At 52.3% G+C, this 24,498-nt stretch carries 21 protein-coding genes and 1 pseudogene; 13 read left to right on the forward strand and 9 right to left on the reverse strand.

Annotation, left to right across the window (positions count from 1 at the left end):
- The first annotated feature begins 163 nt into the window (after positions 1-163).
- The 8 genes from EDI29_RS14400 to EDI29_RS14435 all read left to right on the forward strand — a co-directional run bounded on the left by EDI29_RS14400 (position 164) and on the right by EDI29_RS14435 (position 7,005).
- Entirely contained in the window at positions 164-535 is a 372-nt protein-coding gene (locus tag EDI29_RS14400; RefSeq protein WP_137741434.1) for a hypothetical protein, read from the forward strand.
- The gene (gene epsC, locus EDI29_RS14405) at positions 523-1,488 is read left to right on the forward strand and encodes a serine O-acetyltransferase EpsC (protein ID WP_137741435.1); all 966 of its coding nucleotides are present in this window, start codon (positions 523-525) and stop codon (positions 1,486-1,488) included. The genes EDI29_RS14400 and epsC overlap by 13 nt, the downstream gene beginning before the upstream one ends.
- Before the next feature lie 179 nt (positions 1,489-1,667).
- On the forward strand, positions 1,668-2,567 hold the full coding sequence (locus tag EDI29_RS14410) for a PLP-dependent cysteine synthase family protein (RefSeq protein ID WP_137741436.1): 900 nt from the start codon (positions 1,668-1,670) through the stop codon (positions 2,565-2,567).
- The gene (locus EDI29_RS14415; protein ID WP_116586211.1) at positions 2,567-2,995 is read left to right on the forward strand and encodes a M67 family metallopeptidase; all 429 of its coding nucleotides are present in this window, start codon (positions 2,567-2,569) and stop codon (positions 2,993-2,995) included. The genes EDI29_RS14410 and EDI29_RS14415 overlap by 1 nt, the downstream gene beginning before the upstream one ends.
- 75 nt (positions 2,996-3,070) lie before the next feature.
- The gene (locus EDI29_RS14420) at positions 3,071-3,361 is read left to right on the forward strand and encodes a MoaD/ThiS family protein (RefSeq protein WP_137741437.1); all 291 of its coding nucleotides are present in this window, start codon (positions 3,071-3,073) and stop codon (positions 3,359-3,361) included.
- Complete coding sequence (gene moeB / locus EDI29_RS14425) at positions 3,358-4,533, forward strand: molybdopterin-synthase adenylyltransferase MoeB (RefSeq protein ID WP_130623348.1); 1,176 nt, start codon at positions 3,358-3,360, stop codon at positions 4,531-4,533. The genes EDI29_RS14420 and moeB overlap by 4 nt, the downstream gene beginning before the upstream one ends.
- A 56-nt stretch (positions 4,534-4,589) precedes the next feature.
- Entirely contained in the window at positions 4,590-5,534 is a 945-nt protein-coding gene (locus EDI29_RS14430; protein WP_137741438.1) for a family 2A encapsulin nanocompartment shell protein, read from the forward strand.
- Complete coding sequence (locus EDI29_RS14435; RefSeq protein ID WP_137741439.1) at positions 5,521-7,005, forward strand: cysteine desulfurase; 1,485 nt, start codon at positions 5,521-5,523, stop codon at positions 7,003-7,005. The genes EDI29_RS14430 and EDI29_RS14435 overlap by 14 nt, the downstream gene beginning before the upstream one ends.
- Positions 7,006-7,112: 107 nt before the next feature.
- On the opposite strand, the pseudogene EDI29_RS14440 reads toward EDI29_RS14435, so the two are convergent.
- Positions 7,113-7,460: pseudogene (locus EDI29_RS14440) on the reverse strand (sigma 54-dependent transcriptional regulator); the annotation flags it as partial.
- A gap of 164 nt (positions 7,461-7,624) precedes the next feature.
- Between EDI29_RS14440 and EDI29_RS14445 the strand changes: the two are divergent.
- Complete coding sequence (locus EDI29_RS14445; RefSeq protein WP_241664934.1) at positions 7,625-7,984, forward strand: type II toxin-antitoxin system RelE/ParE family toxin; 360 nt, start codon at positions 7,625-7,627, stop codon at positions 7,982-7,984.
- Here EDI29_RS14445 and EDI29_RS14450 read toward each other — a convergent pair.
- Both EDI29_RS14450 and rtcR read right to left on the reverse strand, forming a co-directional pair.
- Entirely contained in the window at positions 7,981-8,298 is a 318-nt protein-coding gene (locus tag EDI29_RS14450) for a helix-turn-helix domain-containing protein (protein WP_137741441.1), read from the reverse strand. The two genes, EDI29_RS14445 and EDI29_RS14450, sit on opposite strands and share 4 nt — an antisense overlap.
- A gap of 82 nt (positions 8,299-8,380) precedes the next feature.
- The gene (gene rtcR / locus EDI29_RS14455; protein ID WP_137741442.1) at positions 8,381-9,970 is read right to left on the reverse strand and encodes an RNA repair transcriptional activator RtcR; all 1,590 of its coding nucleotides are present in this window, start codon (positions 9,968-9,970) and stop codon (positions 8,381-8,383) included.
- A gap of 191 nt (positions 9,971-10,161) precedes the next feature.
- Here rtcR and EDI29_RS14460 point away from each other — a divergent pair, with 191 nt between their 5' ends.
- Genes EDI29_RS14460 through EDI29_RS14470 form a run of 3 tightly spaced genes read left to right on the forward strand, consistent with a single transcriptional unit; the run spans position 10,162 to position 13,574 of the window.
- Positions 10,162-11,397, forward strand: coding sequence for an RtcB family protein (locus EDI29_RS14460; RefSeq protein ID WP_161502920.1), 1,236 nt, complete (start codon positions 10,162-10,164; stop codon positions 11,395-11,397).
- 4 nt (positions 11,398-11,401) lie between these two features.
- Positions 11,402-12,193, forward strand: coding sequence for a nucleotidyltransferase domain-containing protein (locus tag EDI29_RS14465; protein WP_137741443.1), 792 nt, complete (start codon positions 11,402-11,404; stop codon positions 12,191-12,193).
- Between the two features lie 37 nt (positions 12,194-12,230).
- A complete protein-coding gene (locus tag EDI29_RS14470) occupies positions 12,231-13,574 on the forward strand; it encodes a HEAT repeat domain-containing protein (RefSeq protein WP_137741444.1) in 1,344 nt (447 codons plus the stop codon).
- Between the two features lie 11 nt (positions 13,575-13,585).
- Here EDI29_RS14470 and EDI29_RS14475 read toward each other — a convergent pair whose 3' ends face one another.
- Positions 13,586-14,377, reverse strand: a complete 792-nt coding sequence (locus EDI29_RS14475) for an HNH endonuclease (protein ID WP_137741445.1) — start codon at positions 14,375-14,377, stop codon at positions 13,586-13,588.
- Between the two features lie 153 nt (positions 14,378-14,530).
- On the opposite strand from EDI29_RS14475, the gene EDI29_RS14480 reads away from it, so the two are divergent.
- Positions 14,531-15,628 (forward strand): DUF1615 domain-containing protein, encoded by a 1,098-nt coding sequence (locus EDI29_RS14480; protein ID WP_137741446.1) that lies wholly within the window; start codon positions 14,531-14,533, stop codon positions 15,626-15,628.
- A gap of 97 nt (positions 15,629-15,725) precedes the next feature.
- Here EDI29_RS14480 and EDI29_RS14485 read toward each other — a convergent pair whose 3' ends face one another.
- From EDI29_RS14485 to rhaD, 5 genes are all read right to left on the reverse strand, one after another.
- Entirely contained in the window at positions 15,726-17,675 is a 1,950-nt protein-coding gene (locus EDI29_RS14485; protein WP_137741447.1) for a methyl-accepting chemotaxis protein, read from the reverse strand.
- A gap of 330 nt (positions 17,676-18,005) precedes the next feature.
- Positions 18,006-20,717 (reverse strand): magnesium-translocating P-type ATPase, encoded by a 2,712-nt coding sequence (gene mgtA / locus EDI29_RS14490; RefSeq protein ID WP_137741448.1) that lies wholly within the window; start codon positions 20,715-20,717, stop codon positions 18,006-18,008.
- A 495-nt stretch (positions 20,718-21,212) separates the two neighbouring features.
- A complete protein-coding gene (locus tag EDI29_RS14495) occupies positions 21,213-22,790 on the reverse strand; it encodes a methyl-accepting chemotaxis protein (RefSeq protein WP_137741449.1) in 1,578 nt (525 codons plus the stop codon).
- A 437-nt stretch (positions 22,791-23,227) separates the two neighbouring features.
- Entirely contained in the window at positions 23,228-23,542 is a 315-nt protein-coding gene (gene rhaM, locus EDI29_RS14500) for an L-rhamnose mutarotase (RefSeq protein ID WP_137741450.1), read from the reverse strand.
- Between the two features lie 130 nt (positions 23,543-23,672).
- The gene (gene rhaD / locus EDI29_RS14505; protein WP_137741451.1) at positions 23,673-24,497 is read right to left on the reverse strand and encodes a rhamnulose-1-phosphate aldolase; all 825 of its coding nucleotides are present in this window, start codon (positions 24,495-24,497) and stop codon (positions 23,673-23,675) included.
- Between the last annotated feature and the right edge of the window lies 1 nt (position 24,498).

Genomic DNA, 24,498 nt, shown 5'->3' on the forward strand with positions numbered 1-24,498 from the left:
CCGTAAAGAGTGTGCACGCAGCCCCTGAAAAAACAAAGTGTTTTTCAGTCTTGAGAGGTTCGGGGTTCCAAGCCCGGCTGCGGATGTTGCCGCAGCACAGAGACTCTATTCCAACGGCGAAAAACGTGAAATAGGGTGGATGGATTTACAGTAGAATTACACTGTGTTTTGGAATGAAACTCGCAGAAATGAGATGGGTTCTGGGAAAGACGTTGTTGATGAGGTGACAGGTATTCTTGAACAACAGGCAAGGCTTACGCACTTGTTTATGTCGTGTTTTTGGAAAACACCAGTGCGTCCTGTGGCAACGACATCGATACGCCATAATGAGGTGCTGAGAGGCGTTATTCAGTGGGACTTCATTTATTCAAAAGTTGGCTATTTAAAGATTATAAAATCATTTGCTTTGCCGATCGGCAAAGCACACTATCAGATTCATATTCTAATTAATTCGGTTAAGACCATAGTTTACGAACTTTTTATTATATCTATTGTAATGCTGTTTTTAAGAGGTAGAACATCATGCCGCAATTAAGTGAAATTTTTTACACTTCACAGGAAAATATCAACTGGCATTTAGACAGCATTGTTGATGGATTAAAAGACGTTCGTCAGCAATGGCGTGATAAATACCTACAGAGTGATTATCATAATAAGCGCCTTTTCCCCTCGAAAGAGAATGTCAGTAGTATTGTCGATACGTTATCAAAAATTTTGTACCCCATGCGTTTAGGTGCCACCGATCTTAAAAAAGAAAGTGAAGACTATTACGTAGGGTATCTACTGGGTAACGTGCTCGATCGTCTGGCTGAAGAAGCCCTATTGGAGCAGCGTTATAACGCTGGCGAATCATCCCATCTGGATAATACGCAGACTGGCGATCAACGTGTTATCAGTCGCATCAAGCGGTTCGCCGCGCAGTTGCCTGAAATACGCAAACTACTCGACAGTGATATTCTGGCTGCCTATCAGGGTGACCCCTCTGCGCGCAGTATTGATGAAGTGCTGTTGTGCTACCCAGGTATTCACGCCGTGATTCATTACCGTTTAGCTCATGTGCTTTACCAACTGGATTTCCCGCTACTGGCGCGAATAATCACAGAGAAAGCGCACAGCCAGACGGGTATCGATATTCATCCCGGTGCGCAGATTGATGAAGGATTTTTTATCGATCACGGCACAGGCGTGGTAATTGGTGAAACGGCGATTATTGGAAAGCGAGTGCGTATCTATCAGGCCGTCACGCTGGGGGCGAAGAACTTCATTACTGATAGCAATGGGAATTTGAAAAAACGCTATCCTCGCCATCCGATTATCGAAAATGATGTGGTGATCTACGCGGGCGCGACATTGCTGGGGCGTATTACTATCGGTGCACGTTCGAGTATTGGCGGTAACGTGTGGTTAACTCGCGACACGCCGCCGGACAGCAATATTCGACAAGCTAATCTATTACAAAGCCAATATAAAGATGGTGATGGGATTTGATTTTCTCATTATTTACTCTCTGGTTTTATTTTAAATAATAAGTTATCGATATTTATATTTTCTATGGCGGAGCTAAATAATAAGTTTTTATTATGATTATCTCTGTTTTTTAAATAGAGGCTCCATTTTTTTCTTTAATTAAAAATAAAGAATAAATAGCCCTGCTTACGGAAATAAGTATGAGTATTCTTGATCTTGTCGGAAATACGCCATTGTTAGCACTGCCGCATTTTTCTGAAAAAACGCCGGGTGTTTCTCTGTTGGCAAAAGCGGAGTTTATGAATCCCAGCGGTTCGGTAAAAGATCGGGCTGCAAAAGCTATGGTGCTTGACGGTATTGCTCAGGGGAAGCTCGTGCGTGGAAAGACGATCATTGACGCCACCAGCGGCAATACGGGTATTGCCTACGCGATGATCGGTGCGGCGCTGGGGTATGACGTGGTGCTCTATATGCCGCAGAACACCAGCAATGAGCGTAAACAGATTATTCGCCATTACGGTGCGACGATCGTAGAAACCGATCCGCTAGAAGGTTCCGATGGGGCTTATCTGGCGGTAAGAACGCAGGTGGAACAAGACCCCGAACGCTATTTTTATCCCGATCAATACAACAACCCCGTTAATGCCCATACACATTTTTCCACAACTGGTTGGGAAATTTGGCAGCAAACGCACAAGCGTATTACGCATTTTATCACCAGCATGGGCACCTCTGGCAGCTTTGTCGGCAGTGCGCGGCGACTAAAGCAGGAAAATCCTCGTATTCAAACATTAGCGGTACAGCCTGCGTCTCCTCTGCATGGTATTGAGGGCACCAAGCACATGGCTAGCAGCATCAAACCTGGCATTTTGGATGAAACTTTGCAGGACGGCGTGGTGACGGTAACGACGGAAGAAGCCTATGCCACCACTCGTCATCTGGCGAATTGCGAAGGTATTTTTACCGGCATCTCTTCGGGTGCCAATGTGGCGGCAGCCTTGAAGCTAGCTCAGACGCTGCCGAGCGGGTCTGTGGTTGTGACACTGCTTTGCGATACCGGTTCGCGCTATCTGGCAGATCCTTTTTGGAATGAAAGCTGATGATTCGATTAACAACGGAAACGGAGCGCCTGATTCGAGTAGAGGGCGAAAAAACGTACCCCAATGAGTGTTGCGGTGCGCTATTGGGGAGTTTTGACAAGAACGGTGATGCACAAGTGACGGCGCTACTGCCCATCGTCAACGCGCGCGAGGCGCAGGAGCAATATCACCGTTTTATCATCACGGCGGACGACTACCTATTGGCAGAACGCACGGCGCGAGCGCAGGACATTGACGTGGTGGGTTTCTACCATTCGCATCCGGATCATCCGGCCATCCCGTCCGAGTATGACCGTGAGCATGCCCTGCCGTTTTATGCCTACATCATCGTTGCCGTTGCCAAGGGGCAATCTACCGATCTCACCAGTTGGCGGTTGACGCAGGATCGGCAGCGTTTTGAACAGGAAGTGGTCGACATTGCGCAGTGATCAGCAGCGATAAGCAGTAACAAAGTGATGGGGACGATGTGCCCTGATGTTGAACATGGCAGAGAGAGCATAACGATGGCAGTGACATTATTGATTCCGACCGCATTACGCGCTTTTACCGACGGTCAGGGGAAAGTGAGCCTGGAAGGTGAAACGGTTGGGCAACTGGTGGCGGCATTAGCCGCTGGCTACCCCGATATTCATCAGCATCTCTATGAAGAGAATGGTTCGCTGCGCGCTTTTATCAATTTATACGTAGGTGAAACCAATATAAAAACCACTGGTGGTTTAGATACACCGGTTAAAAGTGGCGACGAGGTCCTTCTGGTGCCTGCCATTGCGGGTGGTGCCGGAGTGCTGGCATGAGTATTCCAAGCATTATCCCCGACGACCGTCTAACGGAACTGTCACACGCGGAGATCGCACGTTACAGCCGCCATCTGCTGCTGGCGGAAGTCGGGCTGGAAGGGCAACAACGCCTGAAAAGTGCACGCGTATTGCTGATTGGTACGGGGGGGCTGGGTGCACCGGTCGCACTGTATTTGGCTGCCGCAGGCGTAGGAACCATTGGCATCGTGGACTTCGATTTTGTCGAAGTATCCAACCTGCAACGGCAGATAATCCACAGCACCAAGGATATCGATCGCCCCAAGGTGGCGTCCGCCAAAGATAAAATCCGGGCCATCAATCCGGATATTGAGGTCGTGACCTACAACACGCAGCTCAGTAGTAAAAATGCGTTGGATATCATCCGCGATTACGACCTCGTTGTTGATGGCACCGATAACTATCCTACCCGCTATCTCATCAACGATGCCTGCGTACTGCTCGGTAAACCTAATGTGTACGGCTCTATTTTTCAGTTTGAAGGTCAGGCGAGTGTGTTCTATGCCAAAGCGGGCCCGTGCTATCGCTGCCTCTACCCGACGCCACCGCCTCCAGGGCTGGTACCTTCCTGTGCCGAAGGCGGTGTAGTGGGCGTGCTGCCGGGGATTATTGGCACCATTCAGGCTGCAGAGGCCATCAAGCTGATCGTCGGCGGTAGTGAGAGTCTGATCGGGCGTCTGCTGTTATTCGACGTATGGGAGATGAAACAGCGCGAGCTGAAGCTGGAAAAGGACGCCAACTGTCCGGTTTGTGGCGAGCACCCGACAATTCATGCGCTGATCGACTATGAGGAGTTCTGTGGCTTAAAACCTAACGAAGAAGAGGTGCCGATCGAAAGCGTCACGGCTCGCGAGTTGAAAGCGTGGCTGGATGCGGAGAAGCCGCTACAACTGATCGATATTCGTGAGCCACACGAGCGGGCGATCGTGAAGTTCCCCGATGCCAAGGTGATTCCGCTTGGGCAGATCGTGCGTCGTATTGATGAATTCGATCCTGCTGTGGATGCCGTGTTCCTCTGCAAAATCGGGCAGCGCAGTCTGTTTGCGATACGCGCCTTGCAGCGGGCTGGCTATACCGGCCGGGTATTAAATTTAAAAGATGGCATTAACGCGTGGGCGCAGGATGTGGATACCCGCCTGCCGCAGTACTGAAAACGCAGGGCAGTGTAAACATCACTTATTGAAAGTAAAACCTAAGGGAAAACATCATGACAGATAAAAACGTTCTGAACGCTCTGGGACGCGACGCCGCGTATCAACTCGCCAACGTAACTAAAACAGCACCACAGTTTGGGGCAATTACCCCGCGCTGGGTCAGTTATTTTCTGGATTACAAGGGATTAGAAGCTGGGATCTATCGCGTTAACAAAGTTGTGGAAGGCGATACGCCGCTGGATGCGCTGTGCAGCCAGGACCCGACCCAGACCGAAATCCCTAAAGGGTATATCGAATACCAAACGCAGCCGCGTGAATATCAGTTGGATTCTCTCGCGACGATTATTAATGTCGATACCAAAATCGCGGATATTTACAGCTCACCGTTCGATCAGGCTTCCGAACAAATTGCGTTGGCGATTGAAAGCTTGCGCGAGCGTCAGGAAAGCCAGCTAATCAATAACGATGATTATGGCCTGCTCAAGAATATCGCTGATTCTCAGCGGATCCAGACGCGCAATGGACGACCGACGCCGGATGATTTGGATGAGCTGATTTCTAAAGTATGGAAAGAGCCGTCGTTTTTCCTTGCTCACCCGCGTGCTATCGCCGCGTTTACCCGTGAAGCGACTCGGCGCGGTGTTCCGCCCGTCACGGCTAACCTGCACGGCGGGACTTTTATTCTGTGGCGCGGTATCCCTGTGATCCCTTCTGACAAGCTGTTCGTTGACGGTTTGAAGAACCCGAAAGGTAAGGGCGGTAAAACCAACATTCTGCTGATTCGCTCTGGTGAAGCCAAGCGCGGCGTGCTGGGCCTGTATCAGTCAGGGTTGCCAAATGAACAATCTCGCGGCTTATCTGTACGTTTCCGTGGCATTGATGACAATGGCGTTGCTTCTTACCTGCTTTCACTCTATTGCTCCGCTGCCATTCTGGCCGATGATGCTATCGCCGTATTGGAAGATGTTGAAGTAGGTGAATATTATGACTACGAATAATCTTTCGCTGCCGGGGATTCCCGGCCCGTGGCCAGGCAGTGGTGAGCGTCCGCTGTCAGCCCGAGATTACGGCCTGCCGGACGAGCGCGATTTGCTCGCGTTATTTGCGAGCAGAAGCCATCCACAGGGCGCGCCGGACCCAGCCTATGTGCCGAAAGTAGTGCCCTACGGTCAGGATATCGCCGTGCCCTCGGGGGCAACGGTACAACGATTGGGGGCAGCGTCTTCATCCGTGCCTGCACCGCTGGCGCGTGTTGGACATGTTCCCGTAGAACAGATCCGCGCCGATTTCCCAATCCTGTCTGAACAGGTTGACGGCAAGCCGCTGGTCTGGCTGGACAATGCGGCGACGACTCAACGGCCAAGACAGGTTATTGATCGCATCAGCCATTTTTACCTGCACGAAAACTCAAATATTCATCGTGCGGCGCATACGCTTGCCGCGCGCTCGACCGATGCTTACGAGGCTGCGCGAGATAAGGTGGCACGTTTTATCGGTGCGGGCAGTTCTGACAATATTGTGTTCGTACGCGGCACGACAGAAGGGCTGAACCTGATAGCTCAAAGCTATGTCAAACCGCTGTTACGTCCAGGAGATGAGATCATCCTGACGTTGCTGGAGCACCACGCCAATATTGTGCCGTGGCAATTGGTGGCTCAGGAGACTGGTGCGGTGATCCGTGTGGCGCCGGTGGATGAACACGGACAGTTGATTATTGAAGAGTATGTTCGCCTGTTCAATGACAAAACGCGTTTTGTTTCAGCCACCCACGTTTCCAATGCGTTGGGAACAGTGACGCCAATACAGGAGTTGGTAGCAATCGCCCACCGCTTTGGTGTACGTATTGCTATTGATGGTGCCCAGTCAATTTCGCATATCCCTGTGAATGTGACGACGCTGGATGCTGACTTCTTTGTCTTTTCCGGCCATAAAGTATTCGGGCCCACCGGTATCGGCGTGGTGTATGGCAAAAAGGATGTGCTGGAGGAGGCTCGCCCGTATCAGGGGGGCGGCAATATGATCGCCGATGTGACCTTTGAGCTGACACGTTACCAGCCTGCACCGAACAAGTTTGAGGCCGGAACGGGTAATATTGCTGACGCCGTCGGGCTTGGCGCGGCTATCGACTACGTCACTGCGCTGGGGATTGAGAATATCGCCCAGTATGAGCATGCGCTATTGGAGTACGGGATTGAGAAATTGTCACGGATTCCCGGGCTTAAACTGATCGGCACCGCTGCCCAGAAGACCAGCGTATTGTCGTTTGTGCTGCAAGGCCATGAAAACGAAGCGATAGGGCGTTACCTCAGTCAGGCGGGTATTGCCGTACGCTCTGGGCACCACTGTGCTCAGCCTATTTTGCGTCACTTTGGCTATGAAAGTACGGTGAGACCTTCTCTCGCCTTCTATAACACCCCGCAGGAAATTGATTTTCTGGCAGAAAAGATCTCACAGCTGGCAGCACGCTAATGCCTTCCCGTACCGCCCTGGCTTTTGGCAGGGGCGGTATCTTTTTTTCGTCGAGATGCGCTATCGGTTGTTGGATGAAAGGCAAACCGTAGCGAAGATGATTCAGTTTATTCCTCTCCCCGTTTCAACCCTTCCCAACTCAGTCCAAAACGTGCCAGATATTTGCGCAGTCGGTCAGCGTCGTTGGGCTTTTGTTTTTGCTGACGTGAGACGGCGAACAGGCGACGGCCAGCGTTGGAGAGCGAATGGGAGGTGCGGCAGACATCAAGCACGGTTTCGAGCTGGCGCTGCTCGAAGAGGTCGATGTTGGCGAGTTCGGGCGGTAGCGCGGTTGCTGGCGCATCACTTCGCCAACTGGCTTGCAGATGAGCAATTTCCTCCTCTACCTGTGCCACGGTGATACGGCCTTGTTCGGCTAGCGTCGCCATGCGGGCGAGTTCGCGGAAGTTGCCGCGTCACGCGGCTGAGGCTTTCTTGCGGCAGTTCAACGTCATTTTACAGCGTATTTTGGAATGGTGTTCGCAGAAATGGGTTCAACTCTGGAAATAAGCGGGCTTCTTCTTTTTTAATTGGCCGTGGTAAAGGATATTGCGGTGTTTGCGAAAAATGACGACAGGGAGTGGTTTTGAAGAAATTCGCATTTGTTAACGATGCCGCTGAAAGTGAATACAGAGCGCTTCCTGCGGATATACAGGATGAGTTTGGAAAAGACTTACGCCTCATTCAGTATGGGCAAGATCCTAAATTGCCAATTGATTTTCTTGATGGGGTTGGTATCGGTGTTATCGAACTAAAGATAAACGGTAGTCCTGTATATCGATGTGTCTATGTCGCTAAATATCTTGATACCGTGGTGGTTTTGCATTCCTTTAAGAAAACGACCAATAGCGTTGATCGTAAAGCTAAAGAGGTGGCTGAACAGCGGCTCAAAGCGCTTATGGCCGATGTCAGAGAGGCTGAGCGTTGTAAAAAACGTTAAGTTGCCGATTCGGCTTCAGTGATTGTGATTGACGCCTGATGTGGGCTTGGCATCGACATTTTCGCTCGGAAACCGAGAGCGTCTAACATGTCGAACATGGCATCAATAGTGAAAAGCTCTATCTTGGCATTTTTCAGTTCTGAAACGCGCGACTGGTTGATGCCGAGTTTTTCCGCTGCCTCTTTTTGTGTCCAACCTTTCTCTTTGATTAAATTAGTGATCATGATCGATAAATCCATTTTCATTGCCATCTTGCTGGCAACTTCAGCGTCATGCGTCACATGAAACGGACTTTCGTAGAATTTTAACGCCATAATATGTATCTCCTCATCTCAGTAAATTAAATATCTAATATTTTAGATAATTCGTCAAGTTTACTGGACAGAAGTTTCCTGTTTACTTTCTGTTGCCAGCCTCCCTCACCCCCTCCCAGCTCAGTCCAAAACGTGCCAGATACTTCCGCAGTCGGTCGGCGTCGTTGGGCTTTTGTTTTTGCTGGCGTGAGACGGCGAACAGGTGGCGGCCGGCGTCGGAGAGCGAATGGGAAGTGCGGCAGACATCGAGCACGGTTTCAAGCTGGCGCTGCTCGAAGAGGTCGATGTTGGCGAGTTCGGGCGGTAGCACGGTTGCTGGGGCATCGCTCTGCCAACTGGCTCGCAGGCGAGTGATTTCTTCCTCTACCTGTGCCACGGTGATGCGCCCTTGTTCGGCCAGCGTCGCCATGCGGGCGATGGATGAACCGAGTTCGCGGAAGTTGCCGCGCCATACGGCCTGCGGTGAGCAGGCAAAGGCGAGGTAGCGTTGTCGCGCGTCTTTATCGAAGCGGATCTGCGTTTGGTGATCGCGTGTGAAGCGTTGGAGTTCGTAGTCAATATTCGGTTCGATATCTTCCCGACGTTCCGCTAACCCCGGTAGAGGGAAGGTCCACATGTTGATACGCGCATAAAGATCTTCACGAAACTTGCCCTGTGCAATCCACTCGCGCAGGTTGCGGTGCGTGCCCGCAATTAACTGGAAATCGCTGCTGACTTCTTTATCCGAGCCAAACGGCAAAAAGCGTTTTTCTTCAATGGCCTTGAGCAGCATCGCCTGTTCGTCCAGCCCCAGTTCGGCAATTTCATCCAGAAACAGCATCCCGCCGTTCGCTTCACGCAGCAGCCCGCTTCTCGCCTGTAACGCACCGGTAAACGCGCCTTTTACGTGGCCGAATAGCGTCGACATCGCGTTGTCACCGCGCAGCGTGGCACAGTTAACCGCAACAAAACGGCCGCTGACCAGATGGCGTGATTGACGTAACTGATAGATGCGTTGAGCCAGAAAGGATTTCCCCGCACCGGTCGGGCCAGTTAAGAGCATTGGTGCGGTGGAGCGCAGTGCGACGCGCTCAATCTGATCGATCAGCGCATTAAACGTGGTATTGCGCGTCTCGATGCCCGATTTCAGGAACGAGACGGAACGCTCCTGCTCGTGTTGGAAACGGCTGGTGAGGGTAGCGTAGCGGCTAAGATCCAGATCGATGACGGCGTAGATGCCCTGCGGTGCGGGGCGATCCGCTTTCTCCCCAGGCGCGGTTTGCAGCAGCTTGGCAGGCAGATAGCGGGCCTCGGTCAGCAGGAACCAGCAAATCTGCACGACGTGGGTGCCGGTGGTGATGTGGACAAAATACTCTTCGTTCTCGGTATCGAACGGGTAGCGGCTCGCAAAGTCCAGAAAGGCGCTGTAGACCTCTTCCAGATTCCACGGGTCGCGCAGTTCAACGGCCTGAAGCGTGACCTGTGTAGCGGGTGACACCACGGCGATATCCTCCGCCACCTGCTGTGCCATTCCCTCGTTGCGTGATTGGTGCAGCAGTTCCAGGCGATCGACCGGAAAATCCGGCTGCTGACACAGGCCGACGGTAGGCCGCCATTTCGTCCAGCGATTCTCCCGTTTACCCCGTCTGTCCAGCGTAGTGCCCAGCACACCAATAACGACGCGACGCTTCATGCTATACCTTTATATAAAATATTATCCTGTAGGATAAATTTACCTGCTCTTTTATTTCATTGCTAGTTCGTGCGATGTATTTTTTATTTATTAATTATCAATTAATTATGTTTTTATTTTGCCTTTTTCAGAAATCTGGCACGTCTTTCGCTATATCTCAGGTGAACAATGACAAACAAAGAGAAGAAAAAATGGAAGAGATGAAAACACAGGATTACGACATGATGTCTCCAGTGAATAGCGCACCGGTAAAAATGTGGACACAGGGGGTGCCTGTGGAACCGGAAGCCCGTGACCAACTGCTGAACACGGCCAAAATGCCGTTTATTTTTAAACATCTGGCGGTGATGCCGGATGTGCATCTGGGAAAAGGATCGACGATTGGTAGCGTGATCCCCACGCGTGGCGCGATTATTCCCGCTGCGGTGGGCGTGGATATCGGCTGTGGGATGATTGCGGTGCGTACGTCACTGGTTGCCAGCGATCTGCCGGATAACCTGATGGGGCTGCGTAGCGCGATTGAACAGGCGGTGCCGCACGGACGTAGCGTCACGCGTTCCAAACGCGATGTCGGTTCCTGGCAGAACCCGCCGCAGACGGTGGATGCGCACTGGTCACTGCTGGAACCGCGTTTTAAACGTTTGACGGATAAATACCCGCAGTTGCTGAAAACCAACAACTACCAGCATTTGGGAACCTTAGGAACGGGTAACCACTTTATTGAAATCTGTCTGGATGAAGTGGATCGCGTGTGGGTGATGCTGCACAGCGGGTCGCGTGGTGTAGGGAATGCGATTGGGTCACTGTTCATCAAGCTGGCGCAGGAAGATATGCAGCAGCACATTGCGAATCTGCCGGATCGTAATCTGGCGTACTTCGAGGAAGGAAGCCTGCACTTTGACGATTACATTGAAGCGGTTGAGTGGGCGCAGGATTTTGCCCGTCATAACCGCGAAGTGATGATGTCGCATACGCTGGCGGCGCTGTCCCGTATTGTGACGAAGCCGTTTACCACCCAGCAGGAAGGCGTGAACTGCCACCATAACTATGTACAGCGCGAAACGCACTTTGGTGAATCAGTGCTGATTACCCGTAAAGGGGCGGTGTCGGCGCAGAAAGGCCAGATGGGCATTATTCCGGGGTCGATGGGCGCGAAGAGCTTTATCGTGCGTGGGTTGGGGAACGAAGAGAGCTTCTGTTCCTGTAGCCACGGCGCGGGAAGAACCATGAGTCGTACTGCGGCGAAAAAACGCTTCACCGTGGAAGACCAAATCCGCGCGACCGCACACGTCGAGTGCAGAAAAGACAGCGACGTTATCGATGAAATCCCGATGGCGTACAAAGATATCGATAAGGTGATGGCGGCGCAGTCATCGCTGGTGGAAATTGTGCATACGCTGCGTCAGGTAGTGTGTGTGAAAGGATGAGATCATGATGGAAAAGGATTATCGCGTCGATGCTGCCATGCGGACGCGGATAAAATTAGTCTTACAGGACGTGGAAGAACGTTATCAGGTAAAGGTGCTTTATGCATGCGAGTCGGGAAGCCGTGGCTGGGGATTTGCCTCCCCAGATAGCGACTACGACGTGCGTTTTCTCTATGTGCATCGGCCGGAGTGGTATTTACGCGTCGAAGCACAACGCGACGTGATAGAACTGCCGATCGACGATGAGCTGGACGTCTGCGGTTGGGAATGGCGCAAAGCGCTCGGCCTGCTTAAACGGGCTAACCCGACGCTGATCGAATGGCTGGATTCACCTGTGGTCTATCAAGAAGATCGGGATGCTACATCCGCACTGCGGGCGGCGGTGCCGACGTGGTTCTCACCGTCCAAGGCTCGCTGGCACTATCTGTCGATGGCACGTAAAAACTTTCGCGGCTATCTGCAAGAGGAAACGGTACGCCTCAAAAAGTATTTCTACGTCCTACGCCCGCTACTGGCTGTGCGCTGGATAGAGGCAGGCAAAGGTATGCCGCCGATGCGCTTTTCGCAGTTGCTTGCAGGAACGGTAGACGATCCGCGCCTGTTGGCTGAAGTTCATCAACTGTTGGAGATAAAGCAGCGTTCGGGAGAGGCAGAATATGGCCCGCGTCGGGAGGTTATCCACGCGTTTATCACGCAGATGCTGAACGACGCCGATAGCCCAGCAGTATTGCCAGACAGTAAGGCCGACGACGACACGATGCTGGATGCGCTGCTGTACCGGACGGTGATGGTATAAGCATTGATATGGAAGCGAAAAAGAGAAGGTAAGGAATATGGCATCGTACAATTTACTCCTGCAACAGTTGGAAAAGCTGGTGGCTTTACCAGATAACTATTATCGGCCCGCGCAGGCTGATGTATTGGGTTCGGCGTCATACCTGATAACGCTCACGCGTCACTATAACGGGCATATTCGGCAGCGTGCGGTGCTGTGTTTGGGCTTCATGGATGAGGTCTCGGCATTACCCGCGCTGATTGAACGGGTGAACGATTGGGCTGAACCGGTGCGCTGCGCGGCCAAGCAGAGTGTGCGGCTGCTGTTAACGCCGAATAACACCGCGTCTTTTGTCGCCAATTTGCCTGCTATTTTCTGGCTGTTGCAGTGCCAGCGGGAAGATCATCAGCGGCTGGTGGATGAGATCGTCAGCTTTCTGTCCGAGGAGGCGCACGCGCCGTCGTTACTGACGGGATTGTGTTCGGAAGACAAAACCGTTGCCCGATTATCACTGGATATTCTGGTTGAGTGTGAGCGCTTCCCGTTGAAGCAGATCTTTGGTCAGGCAATGTTGCATCGCGATCCGTTAGTCAGGGCGAACGCGGTGCGGTATCTGCTCAGTGCGGACAAGGATGTCGATCACGACGCGTTGACCATTCTGTTGAAAGACTCGTTCGCACCCATCAAGCAGTTGGCGTTGCAGTACGTGATAGACAATGCGTTCCCCGTGTCTGAACCTCAACTGATTGCCTTACTGTTTGATAAGAATGCATTGGTGCGCCAGCGCGCCTCAGCGCTACTGCGCGAACGAAACGACGATCCGGTTGCGCATTATCTTGCGGCACTGGATCGGGCGAGTACCGTCACAGTGCGCAAAATCACGCTTTGGGGGCTGGATGAGCATCGCTACGACGGTATTGTGGCGCTGGCGGAGCGCAATCTGGACGAGCGCTATCCTAGCCTTTATTACAGCGCTCTGCGCATTCTCATTCTGCGTACTGGTGACGACGCGCGTGAGCAGTTGTTAGCCTCTCTGCGTCACCCCTCGCTGGCTATTGCGAAGGTTGCGCGGGCGCTGTTTTACCAGCAGAAAATTTATCTGTCGCTGCCTGAGCTTCAACGTTGTCTGGACAGTGCGTCTTCCAGAGAACACGTTGAGGTGTACTACTTTTTAGCGCATAAACTGAACAAGTGGGATTGGCTGATTTTCCTGCTGGATAACGCTAAGCCAGAGAATACGGCACTAACGCAGACTGGCGTGGCGAGCTGGGTACAGCGGTTCAACCGTTCTGGCATATTACCGAATACGCGACAGCAGGCGCGTTTGCGGATGCTGCTTGATGAACATCCGCACGTTATCTCGCGCGGCAGCCCGTATATCACCCTGTTTTTGTATCGCTGATTTGTCGCTTTTTACCCCCGCCCCAAAAAAATATGCTCACGATGGTACGCCATCTGTGACAGGTCGGGTGGGTAGGCATTTGGCAGATGGATTTGCTTACCCTCGTACTGGGAAAAATTGACGTCACTGACGGCGCTTTTCAGCTTTTTGATGCGTGGCGAAAGCAGCATTTCCAGCGAATCATTGAAGCTAATCAGCCCCATATCAAAGGCTTTGTCATGCAGGTTGGACAAGCAAAGGCCGTTGCTGGGGTTGAGGCGGTGTTCTGCGGCCGTTTTCCACGGACGAATGTGGCTGGCGACCAGCAGAGCGGGTTCTTCTAATCCAGTCACGCAGCAGCGTTCGCCGTAGTTGCTGAGTACGCGTTTGCGGAATAGCTGCTGACCAATACGCGTTTTTACCTGTGTAAGGCGTTCTCCGCCGTGATAATCAGGGATTTCGCCCTCGTTGGCCTGAAACGGCGATGGCACCGACGTCGCTTCTGCCGCCCGTTCTTCGAGCGATACCATCGCCTGCTGGCACTGCTGTTCGAATAGCTCGGGGTTGCTGTCCATTTCCTGCCACAGCGCGCGGTCGGCGTTGGACGCGCCGCGCAAGCCAGTGCGACCGGAGTCGATAATAAACGGGTCGAGGCTGGCGAGATTAACCAGCTTCATCGCCAGTGCGGAAGGCGTGCGGTTAATCAACTCGGCGTAACGAATAATATCGGGGTTACGCGAATGCAGCCTGCCAAACGGTAGCTGACTGTACAGGGTGAAGGCGATCAGCAACTGATCCCGTGTCCAATGATTGGTGGCAGCCATGCGTATTTCGTCCGTTCATTAGCGCATTCGGTTAGTGATAACGCTAACTATGCCAGGTCAGTGCGTAAAATGCATGTGCTTGCCTGCGGCTGGATAATTGGTGCAGGCTGCGCTAACGTTCTGACAGCCTTCCTATTACGATGCCGAGAGACTATGCCCCGTTCTTCTATTTCCTTGTTTCGTCCCCTGTGCGCGCTGGCTTTGTTGGTGCTGGCGGGCTGCGCCAGCAAGACCGCGACGACGCCGGCATCGCGGCCTGCGGATATTCGTGCGCAGCTACTCAAGCTGCTGCCGGACAATGTGAAAGATCGTCAAGGCTGGGCGACCGATATTGCCACGGCATTTACCACGCAGGGGCTCGATCCCAGTAATGAAAATCTGTGCTCGGTGCTCGCGGTGACCGAGCAAGAATCGACGTTTAATGCCGATCCGCAGGTGCCGAATTTGTCGAAAATCGCCTGGCAGGAGATCGACCGTCGTGCGGAGAAAGTTCATGTTCCTGCATTTCTGGTGCGCACCGCGCTACTCATCAAATCCCCTAACGGCAAAAGTTACAGCGAGCGGCTCGATAAGGTGCGCACGGAAAAGGAACTCAGTGCGATCTTTGATGATTTCATCGACATGGTGCCGATGGGCCAGCAACTGTTTGGTCGGTTGAATCCGGTACATACTGGCGGGCCGATGCAGGTGAGCATCGCGTTTGCTGAAGCTAACGCAAAGGGCTATCCGTATACCGTAGATGGCACCCTTCGGCAGGAAGTGTTCAGCCGTCGCGGCGGGATGTATTTTGGCATCAAACACCTGCTGGACTATCCAACGAGCTATCCGCAGTCCATTTATCGGTTTGCAGATTTCAACGCAGGACGGTATGCCAGCCGAAATGCGGCGTTCCAACGTGCCGTGAGTCGTCTGACAGGGATCAAACTGGCGCTGGACGGTGATTTAATTAACTACAGTTCGGATAAAGCCAGCGCTACGGAGCTAGCGGTGCGTGCGCTGGGGAAACGGTTAGATATGAGCGAAAGTGCGATCCGTCGTGCGTTGGAGAAAGGCAATAGCCTGAATTTTGAAGACACCAGCCTGTATGAGCGTGTCTTTGCGCTGGCGGACAAAGTGGGGACGAAAGCGCCGCGTGCCATTCTGCCGGGGATCGCGCTGGAAAGTCCGAAAATCACCCGCAAACTCACTACGGCATGGTTTGCCCAACGTGTCGATGATCGCCGTCAGCGGTGCTTAGTGAGAGCCAAATAGGCAACGCCCTCAATGAGGGCGTGAGTATCACAATGCTGAAAAGGCAAACCGACCATTAGGCAATATTGTCTGCACTTCTTGAACGGTATTGTCTCCGCTACCTTGATAACAGCGCGTGCGCTAAAGGCTGCTGTGGTGCGCTATCGTCAACCTTGAAGCGGCTGACCAGCGATTCCATTTCAATTGCCTGTTCATCCAGTAATTGGCTGGCAACGGAAGCCTGCGAAACCAGAGTCGCATTTTGCTGCGTGACCATCTCCAATTGGCTGAGCGCTTCGTTAATTTGCGCGATGCCCAACGACTGCTCATCGGCAGCAACCGCAATCTCATTCACCAGATCGCGCACTTTACGTGTGCCGGTAACGATGTCGTTGATCCCCCGGTTCGATTGGTTGACCAGCTTCGTCCCTTCACTGACGCTGGCAATGCTATCGGCGATGAGCGCACGGATTTTGCCCGCTTCGTCTGCACTACGCTGCGAGAGTTGACGCACTTCCGCCGCAACAACGGAGAACCCTCGGCCATGCTGTCCTGCCCGTGCCGCTTCAACCGCGGCGTTTAGTGCCAGCAGGTTGGTTTGAAAGGCAATAGCATCAATGGCAGCCACTACAGCGTTCACGCGCTGGCTGGCATCCTGAATTCTTTCCATCGCACCGCTGGCCGATTCGGTAATGCTTCCGACGCGATGAGCCTGATCGTCTACCTCTGTCGTCAACTGACGTGCCTGCCCGGCAAAGTCTGCGGTTTGTTTTACCGTGACGGTGATTTCTTCCATGCTGCTGGCGGTTTGCACCAGCGAAGCGGATTGCTCTTCGGTACGCTGCGCCAGATCCTGATTGCCGTTGGCGATCTCGCTACTTGCACGCCCGATGGTTTGTGAACTGCGCTTAATATTCACTACCATATCGGCGATGTTTTCCAGTGAGGCGTTATACGCCTGATTCAACTGCGAAAGTTCATCGGTTCCTGGTACGCGTAGGCGGCGCGTAAGATCCCCGCCCATCTCGCGAATGGTCGTCAGCGTTTGCTGAAGCTGTTCGTTGATGCTGCGCATAATCATTAAGGCCAGGCCGATCGCCATCAGCAGAGAAACCAGCGCCCCTGCTAAATAGCTAATCCAGGACTGACGGGCATCGGCAGCCAAGGTGTTAACCTGTGTAGCCAGATCCTGAGCGGCGAGCTGTTCAACCTTTTTCAGCTCATCTATTTTTGCTGTTTGTTGGTTAAACCACTGGCTGGCATCAATCGCAAAATTACCGCCAGGGGACGCGATGGCCTTATTGCGCATTTGCAGCGCGCTCTGGGCTGAAGGATGGTTAAGCGCCTGTTCGAAAGCCTTGCGCAGCTCGGTATTGGCGAACATGTTATAGGCAGTGATATACGCCTCTCCCTTACCCACCATCTGGTTCAGACGCTCGAACATCCCGGTCGCAAAACTATTGGCAGAGAAGGTGTTGGAGAGTACGGCGCGCTCAAGCCCGGCTTGTTCTTTGACGTTCAACAGGTTGTAGTAGGCCGCCAGCCGCTGGGCAATGCCGCCGTCACTGACCAGATGGGTCATATCCCCGACAATATTCAGCAGATAGGTGACTGAATCGGAATAGTAACCGAGCGCCTGAGTGACAGAGATCGAGATATTATCGACATTACGGCGATGTTCGCCGATTTGTTGTACTTTCTGCGCGATCTTACCAAGCTCTTCGCTAACGGCAGAACCCAGTTCGTCCTGACTTAGGTTTGCGGTGGTGTGCTCCAGCACCTGTTGTGCCCGATCGGTCGCTTGCCGCTGCGTAGTGAGCTCTGCACCAAAATTTTTCCCCTGACTGCCAAAATAGCCTGCACTCAAACCGCGCTCACGTTGGAGCTGATGGGCGAACTCGCCTGCATCGCGCGCCAGAGTAATCAGTTTCGCCATGCGGGCCATTTCATTTTCCGTGTTGCGTCGCTCCACCACGCCGGAAAAACTGAACCACAGTAGGGCAAGGATTGGCGGTAGAAGAGCCAAAATGAATTTACTACGGATCGATATGTGGTGTAGGGATTTCATAGATATGCTCCATTGCCTGTAATCCGTCCGTTTCTGACATGTGCGGTGTGCAAAAGTAGACAGGGGTTTATTTTAGTTTCGGCGTAATGGGACAATGGTTTAGCATTGATTTCATCGTTCCCTTAAAAAAATCACGCCTATTCCGAGTACCACCATATTGATGAAAATATATTTATTATTATTTAATTAGTTATGTGATTTTTTGCAATAAGATCTTTAACTTATCGTACATCTAAGGTGGTATCTGTTTTTTTGCCTCGATATTGGTATTTTTACCCTCTGGATTACGGCGGGTAATAGCGCGCCCGCCGTGAAGAGGTGACGAAAGGATTAGAACCATTGGCCGAAGCGGCGGATGTAGGCGCGCTTGACCAGTTGTGCGACGGTGCAGTAGCCAATCAGCGTAGCGGCCAACCAAGGGAAATATTCCCACGGTAGCGGCTGCAAGCCCACTAGTGGCCCCAGCGGGGAGAACGGGAGATAGACACCCAGCGCCATTACCAGTCCGGTCATCAACATCACTGGCAGCGCCGCCGTACTCTGAATGAACGGAATCTTCTGGGTGCGTAGCATGTGCACCACCAGCGTTTGTGACAGCAACCCCTCAATGAACCAACCTGACTGGAACAGCGCCTGATGTTCGACGCTGTTGGCGGCAAACACGAACCACATCAGCGCGTAGGTGGTGATGTCAAAAATCGATGACGTCGGTCCGATACACAGCATGAAGCGACCAATATTTTTAGCATCCCATTTGCGGGGTTTGCGCAGGAACTCCTTATCCATTTTGTCCCATGGCAGCGACAACTGAGAGATGTCGTACATCAGGTTCTGAATCAGCAGATGAATCGCCAGCATCGGCAGAAAAGGAATAAAGGCGCTGGCGACCAGCACGGAAAACACGTTGCCGAAGTTGGAACTGGCGGTCATGTTCAGGTATTTGATGATATTACCGAATGTCTCGCGCCCTTTGATCACGCCCTCTTCCAACACCATCAGGTTCTTTTCCAGCAGAATGATATCAGCCGATTCTTTGGCGATATCCGTAGCGGTATCGACGGATATTCCGATATCGGCATCGCGCAGGGCGGGCGCATCGTTGATGCCGTCGCCCAAAAAACCAACCGTATGATTATTGCCTTGTAGCGCTTTCAGCACGCGGGATTTTTGTAGCGGGGTCAGTCTGGCAAAAATAGTACGCTGCTCTACCACTACACCGAGCTGCTCGTCGCTGAGTGCGTCGATCTCATTCCCTTCTAGTACCTCACCCGGCTCCAATCCAACATCGCGACAGATCTTGCGGGTAATAATCGCGTTATCGCCCGTCAGGACTTTCACCGTCACACCGTTTTCATGCAGGGCGCGAATCGCAGCAGAGGCGCTTTCTTTCGGCGGATCGAGGAACGTCAGCAGGCCGCAGAGGGTTAGATCGCGTTCATCCTCGGCGCTGAGCGGCAGCGTGCTGCCCACAGGGCTCAGTTCGCGCGTGCCGATCATCAGTACGCGGAACCCCTGCTGGTTATAGCTTTCCGCCAGTTCTTTCAGCGTGCGGCGGCGTGCGTCGTCCAGTTCGTGCCGCTGCCCGTTTTCACTGATATGCGTCGCGACAGCCAGCATCTCTTCTACGGCGCCTTTGCAAATCAGGCGCTGCTGGTTGTGTTCATCGGCCACGATGATGGACAGACGGCGACGGATAAAATCAAACGGTAGCTCATCGATTTTGCGGTAGCGACCCAGTGCGGCAATGGCAGGATTATGGCGACCAAACTGCATGATGGCCTGATCCATCAGGTTTTTCATGCCGCTCTGGTGCGCGCTGTTGAGCCAGGCGAGTTGCAGCACGCTCTCATCGACCTGACCCTGCGTATTGAGGTGATGCTCAAGGATGATACGATCCTGCGTTAGCGTGCCGGTTTTATCGGTGCACAGCACATCCATTGCGCCAAAGTTCTGAATCGCGTTCAGTCGTTTGACCACCACTTTGCGTCGCGCCATGGCAATCGCGCCTTTTGCCAGATTGGAAGAGACAATCATCGGCAGCATTTCCGGTGTCAGGCCGACAGCAACGGCCAGCGCAAACAGGCTGGCCTCCATCCAGTCACCTTTAGTGAAGCCGTTAATCAGTAGTACGACAGGCACCATCACGATCATAAAACGGATCAGCAGCCAGCTTACGCTGTTGACGCCGCGATCGAAGGCGGTTTGGGAACGGGTGCCAACGATGGATTTCGCCAGCGAACCGAAATAAGTATGGCTACCGGTTGCCACCACGATTGCCGTCGCCGTGCCGCTAGAGATGTTGGTTCCCATTAGGCAAATGTTGGATAACGCCAGCAGATCGCTTTCTCCGCTGCCGCCAGTGGGCTGACAGCCTTTGGCGCTGATATCGCTGAAGACATCGTATTTTTCTATCGGCAGCGATTCACCAGTCAGCACGGCCTGGCTGACGAACAGATCGCGTGATTCCACCAGCCGGATATCCGCAGGCACCATGTCGCCGGCTGAGAGGGTCAGGATATCGCCGGGAACCAGCTGTTGAAGTGGGATTTCCTGCATGACGGCAGTGGCGCTGGCGTGGGGGCGTCGTAGTACGGTAGCCGTTGTTCGCACCATGGATTTCAGCGCTTCTGCGGCTTTGTTGGTGCGAAACTCCTGCCAGAAGCGCAGCAGACCGCTCAGGCTCACCATCATCAGAATGATGATCACACCCGTGAGCGATGTCTCTTCGTTATGGCGCAGCGGTAGCCAGTAGTCGGTGAAAAAGCTGATAGCGGCCAGCGCCATCAGCACGTAAATAAACGGGTTATTAAATGCGGCGGCTAGCTGCACCAGCGCATGGGGTGCTTTCTCATGGGCGACGCGGTTTTCGCCATAGGTTTGCTGGCGCTCAAGGATGTCATCATGGCTTAAGCCGTGCAGGTGGGTGTTCAGGTTAGCCAGCGTTTGGTCGAGGCTGTTTTGCGCCTCACGGGCAATTGCAAAGGTGGCTGTGGGGGTCTTACGGGCGTGATGATGCCCCGTTTGCGTGATCATATCGGTCATGATGCTGTTCTCTTAATGTTGCCTGTCCGCCGCGCACGGGCGCGCATCCCGGATAAAGGGACGTAAAGCGGAAAAAAATGAAGGTATTAAGGGCGGTAAACGGTGCAGACGGAGAGAACAGAGAGGTCGGGGAAGAAGACGGTTCTTATTCTAACGGATGCGGTTTACCGGGCCATCTAGGGTGTTCGTCCATGTGGTCTCCTTATCGCCATATGGCGAAATAGCAAAGTAGTTGTCGGCTGACGAAACAAAGTACGTAGAAACAAAGTACGTAGAAACAGAGTATGTAGAAACAAAGTACATAGTTTAGTGGTGCAACCATAACTCAGTTTGCCTAAACCGCACGTCAACGTTTACTCATGAGTGATATCAGGTGGGCTTGTTGCCAATCTGCGGGTATTACGGTGGCGTACTGCACGGCGGAGAGCGGTTGGAAAAGAAATGAATTAGAAACAAATGGTCGCCCCGCCGGGTAGCCAGCGGGGCTGCTGCGAATTAATGAATTCTCAGCATGTGGTCCTGATTAACTTTGAAGAAACGAACGGCATCGCGCAGCTGTTCGCCCTGTTCTGTCATGGCGTGTGCTGCCGTGGCGGATTCTTCCACCAGCGCAGCGTTCTGCTGGGTGACCCGATCCATTTGTTCTACCGCGACGCTGATCTCTTTGATGCCAATATGCTGCTCGTTGGATGCCTGAGAAATTTCCGCCACGATATCCGTCACTTTTTTCACCGACTGCACAATCTCCGACATCGCCTGACTGGCTTTATCTGCCCGTGCGGAACCGTCGGTGATCTTCTCAACGGTGCCTTCAATCAGCGTTTTGATCTCTTTGGCGGCGTTGGCGCTCTTCTGTGCCAGCGTCCGTACTTCGCCCGCCACAACGGCAAAACCTTTCCCTTCGCTTCCTGCTCTGGCTGCTTCTACTGCGGCGTTCAGTGCCAGGATATTCGTCTGGAAGGCAATACCTTCGATCACGGCGATAATATCGACGATTTTCTGTGAACTGTCGGAGATCTCGTGCATGCGTTTAAGCATATCATCCACGATGAGCCCGCCTTGAGAGGCAGTTTCTGACGTTTGCTGCGCCAACTGGCTGGCTTCTTTCGCGTTATCCGCATTCTGCCGCACGGTGTGCGTCAACTGTTGCATGTTGGCCGATGCCTGAATCAGTGAGGCAGCCTGCTCTTCGGTACGCTGTGACAAGTCACTGTTACCTTGAGCAATTTCGCTGGATGCCAGCGAGATGGATTCGCTGCCGTTCATGATGGTATGCACGATGCTCATCAACTGTTGGTTCATGTGGTTGATTGACGCGAGCAGACTCGAGTTGTCGCCCTGACGCAGCTGGATTTTTGCTGTCAGGTTACCGGATGCGATCTCGGTCATGATTTCTTGTGCGTAGTGAGGATCGCCGCCGAGCTGACGAGAAATATTACGTGAAATAATCGTAGCGATAGCAACGGTTGCCAGCAGAGCCAACACCAGTAGCCCCCACACGTAGTATTGTGAGGTGCGGTATGTCGTTTCGGCGCTGTCTACGATGTCTTTTGTGGTCGCGATTTCCATCTCGACGAGTTTCGCCAGGTCTTTCATGAGCTGGCCGCGATATTTGCCAGAGCTTGCGCCGCTGATCTTGCTGGCTTCTTCCAAATCGCCCCGATTCACGATGTCAATCAGCGTGGCGTTGACTGAGTTGAAAGCAGAGAAGTTTTCGCCAATCACCTTGATCAGCGCTTTTTTATCCTCAGTGCTGGCAACCGCTTGATAGTTCTTAAACGCAGTAAGGAAGGCATCGGCGTTTTGCAGTAATTCCTTACGGTGACCTTCACGCTCCTCAGGCGTTTTTGAGTCAATATACTGTACTTGCTGTAAACGTGTTTCAGACAGCACACCGCGCATTTCCAGGCTATATCGTACGCCGGGTAGGCTGCTGCTGCTTAATTCATCAATACGACTATTATTAACGCTAAGCTGGAGTAGTGAAACCACACCTAATAGCAACATCATTGCTATCAGCACGGAAAAGCCGAGTAACAACTTGGAAAGTACTGTGAGTTGAGAAAATTTCATCGCTATTCTTATTGATTATATAGAGAAGGTAGTAGTGATAACGGCAAAGAAAATAAGATCTTTATAATGCGGAATTCGATAAATTGGCCTTAATGAATAAACGGAGTTTAATACTGAAATTAATTAATATATCAATACTAAATCCTGATAAATAAAAATCTATAATATATTTAGCCTGATAATGGAGGGTTAAAAATTATTTTAATAAATGTTTTTATTATTGATGTGAAGGGGGCTATTCACAAATAGGATAAATAAAATGTGATTGTCATCAACAATCTCTAGTTATTTATCTCTTTAAAAATAACAATTATCTGTAACAGAATTTATTCATTAAATGACAAATAATTTCTTTTCATTTCTTTATTCATCAAATTATGGAGGTAATATATTTTTTATATTACCTCCGCAGGATTATTCTTAGTTCAAAGCATTACTCAGTCCAGATAAAACACAGGTTTCAGCGCCGCGCTGACCGGGCTGTTATCGGGGTTGGAGGGCATCACGTCGCCCATGTGTTTCCACCAGCGTTGGCAGACTTCCGTTTGCGCAATCGCCTCCCAGCGCGCTTCGGATTCGACTTCTACATAACCGAAGAGCAGATTGCGTTGCTCGTCTAGAAAAATGCTGTAGTGGTGCGCCCCGTGGTTTTTCAGCACCTCGGCCAGTTCTGGCCAGATCGGGTTATGACGACGCTGATATTCGTCGTGGCAGTCAGGAAAAACCGACATCACAAAAGCTTTACGCAACATGGCTGCGTCCTCATCATCGTTAGCAGAACAGAACGCCACGATGGTATGCCGTGGCGTTTTGAGATTGAAGGCAATGTTGTATGCGCTGCACGAACGCTATGCATTATCTGAACTATACGTATTATCTCAATTACACGCGCAGCGCGGCTTCCAGCGGAGTGACGCCAAAACGTTCACCCAGTGCGATCAGCTCTTCGGTAGAGATTGTCTGTTTCTTACCGCCCATCGAGATGACTTTCACCATGACTTCGGCGGATTTCTCGGCAGTATCGATCAGGCCGAAGGCGTCATCCAGCGTTGGGCCAGTACCGAAAATGCCGTGAAATGGCCACAGGACCAACGAATGACGCTTCATTTGCTCGGAGGTGGCATCGCCAATGGCATCGGTGCCCGGCACCATCCACGGCACAATGCCTACGCCGTCTGGGAAGACGACCAGACACTCTGTGCTACCTTCCCATAGCTCACGGGTGAATTTCGCGGTATCCAGTTCCAGCACATAGCTCAGGGCAATCAGATTGGTCGCGTGGCAGTGCATGATGACGCGATCGTGTCCGTGGGTCACACCCATGCGCACAATGTGCGACTGGAAATGCGAGGCCAGTTCAGAGGTTGGCAGGCCGCCGTTGGTCAGCCCCCAGAAGATGCGGTAGCCTTTACCGTCACTGTCTATCTGCAACACCACCAGTGAATCCGCCGGGTCCAGTTGAACGTTGCGGAAGAACTTGCCGGAGCCCGTAACGATAAACCAGCAGTCCGCCAGTTCTGGCATTGGCTGTGATAGCGCTTCATGACGCGGCTGCGGATAGAAATCGCTTTCATAAGGCGTCACATCCTCAGCCGTCAGGCGCAGGCTGACGTTACCGCCGTTACGTTCGTCCCAGCCTTTGAGCCACATGTCGCTGGTGGCTTTAACCATTCCCTGTACAAACCAGGAAGAGAGAATTGCTTGCATA

The organism is Pectobacterium polonicum (assembly GCF_005497185.1).
In the GTDB taxonomy this organism is placed as follows: Bacteria; Pseudomonadota; Gammaproteobacteria; order Enterobacterales; family Enterobacteriaceae; genus Pectobacterium; species Pectobacterium polonicum.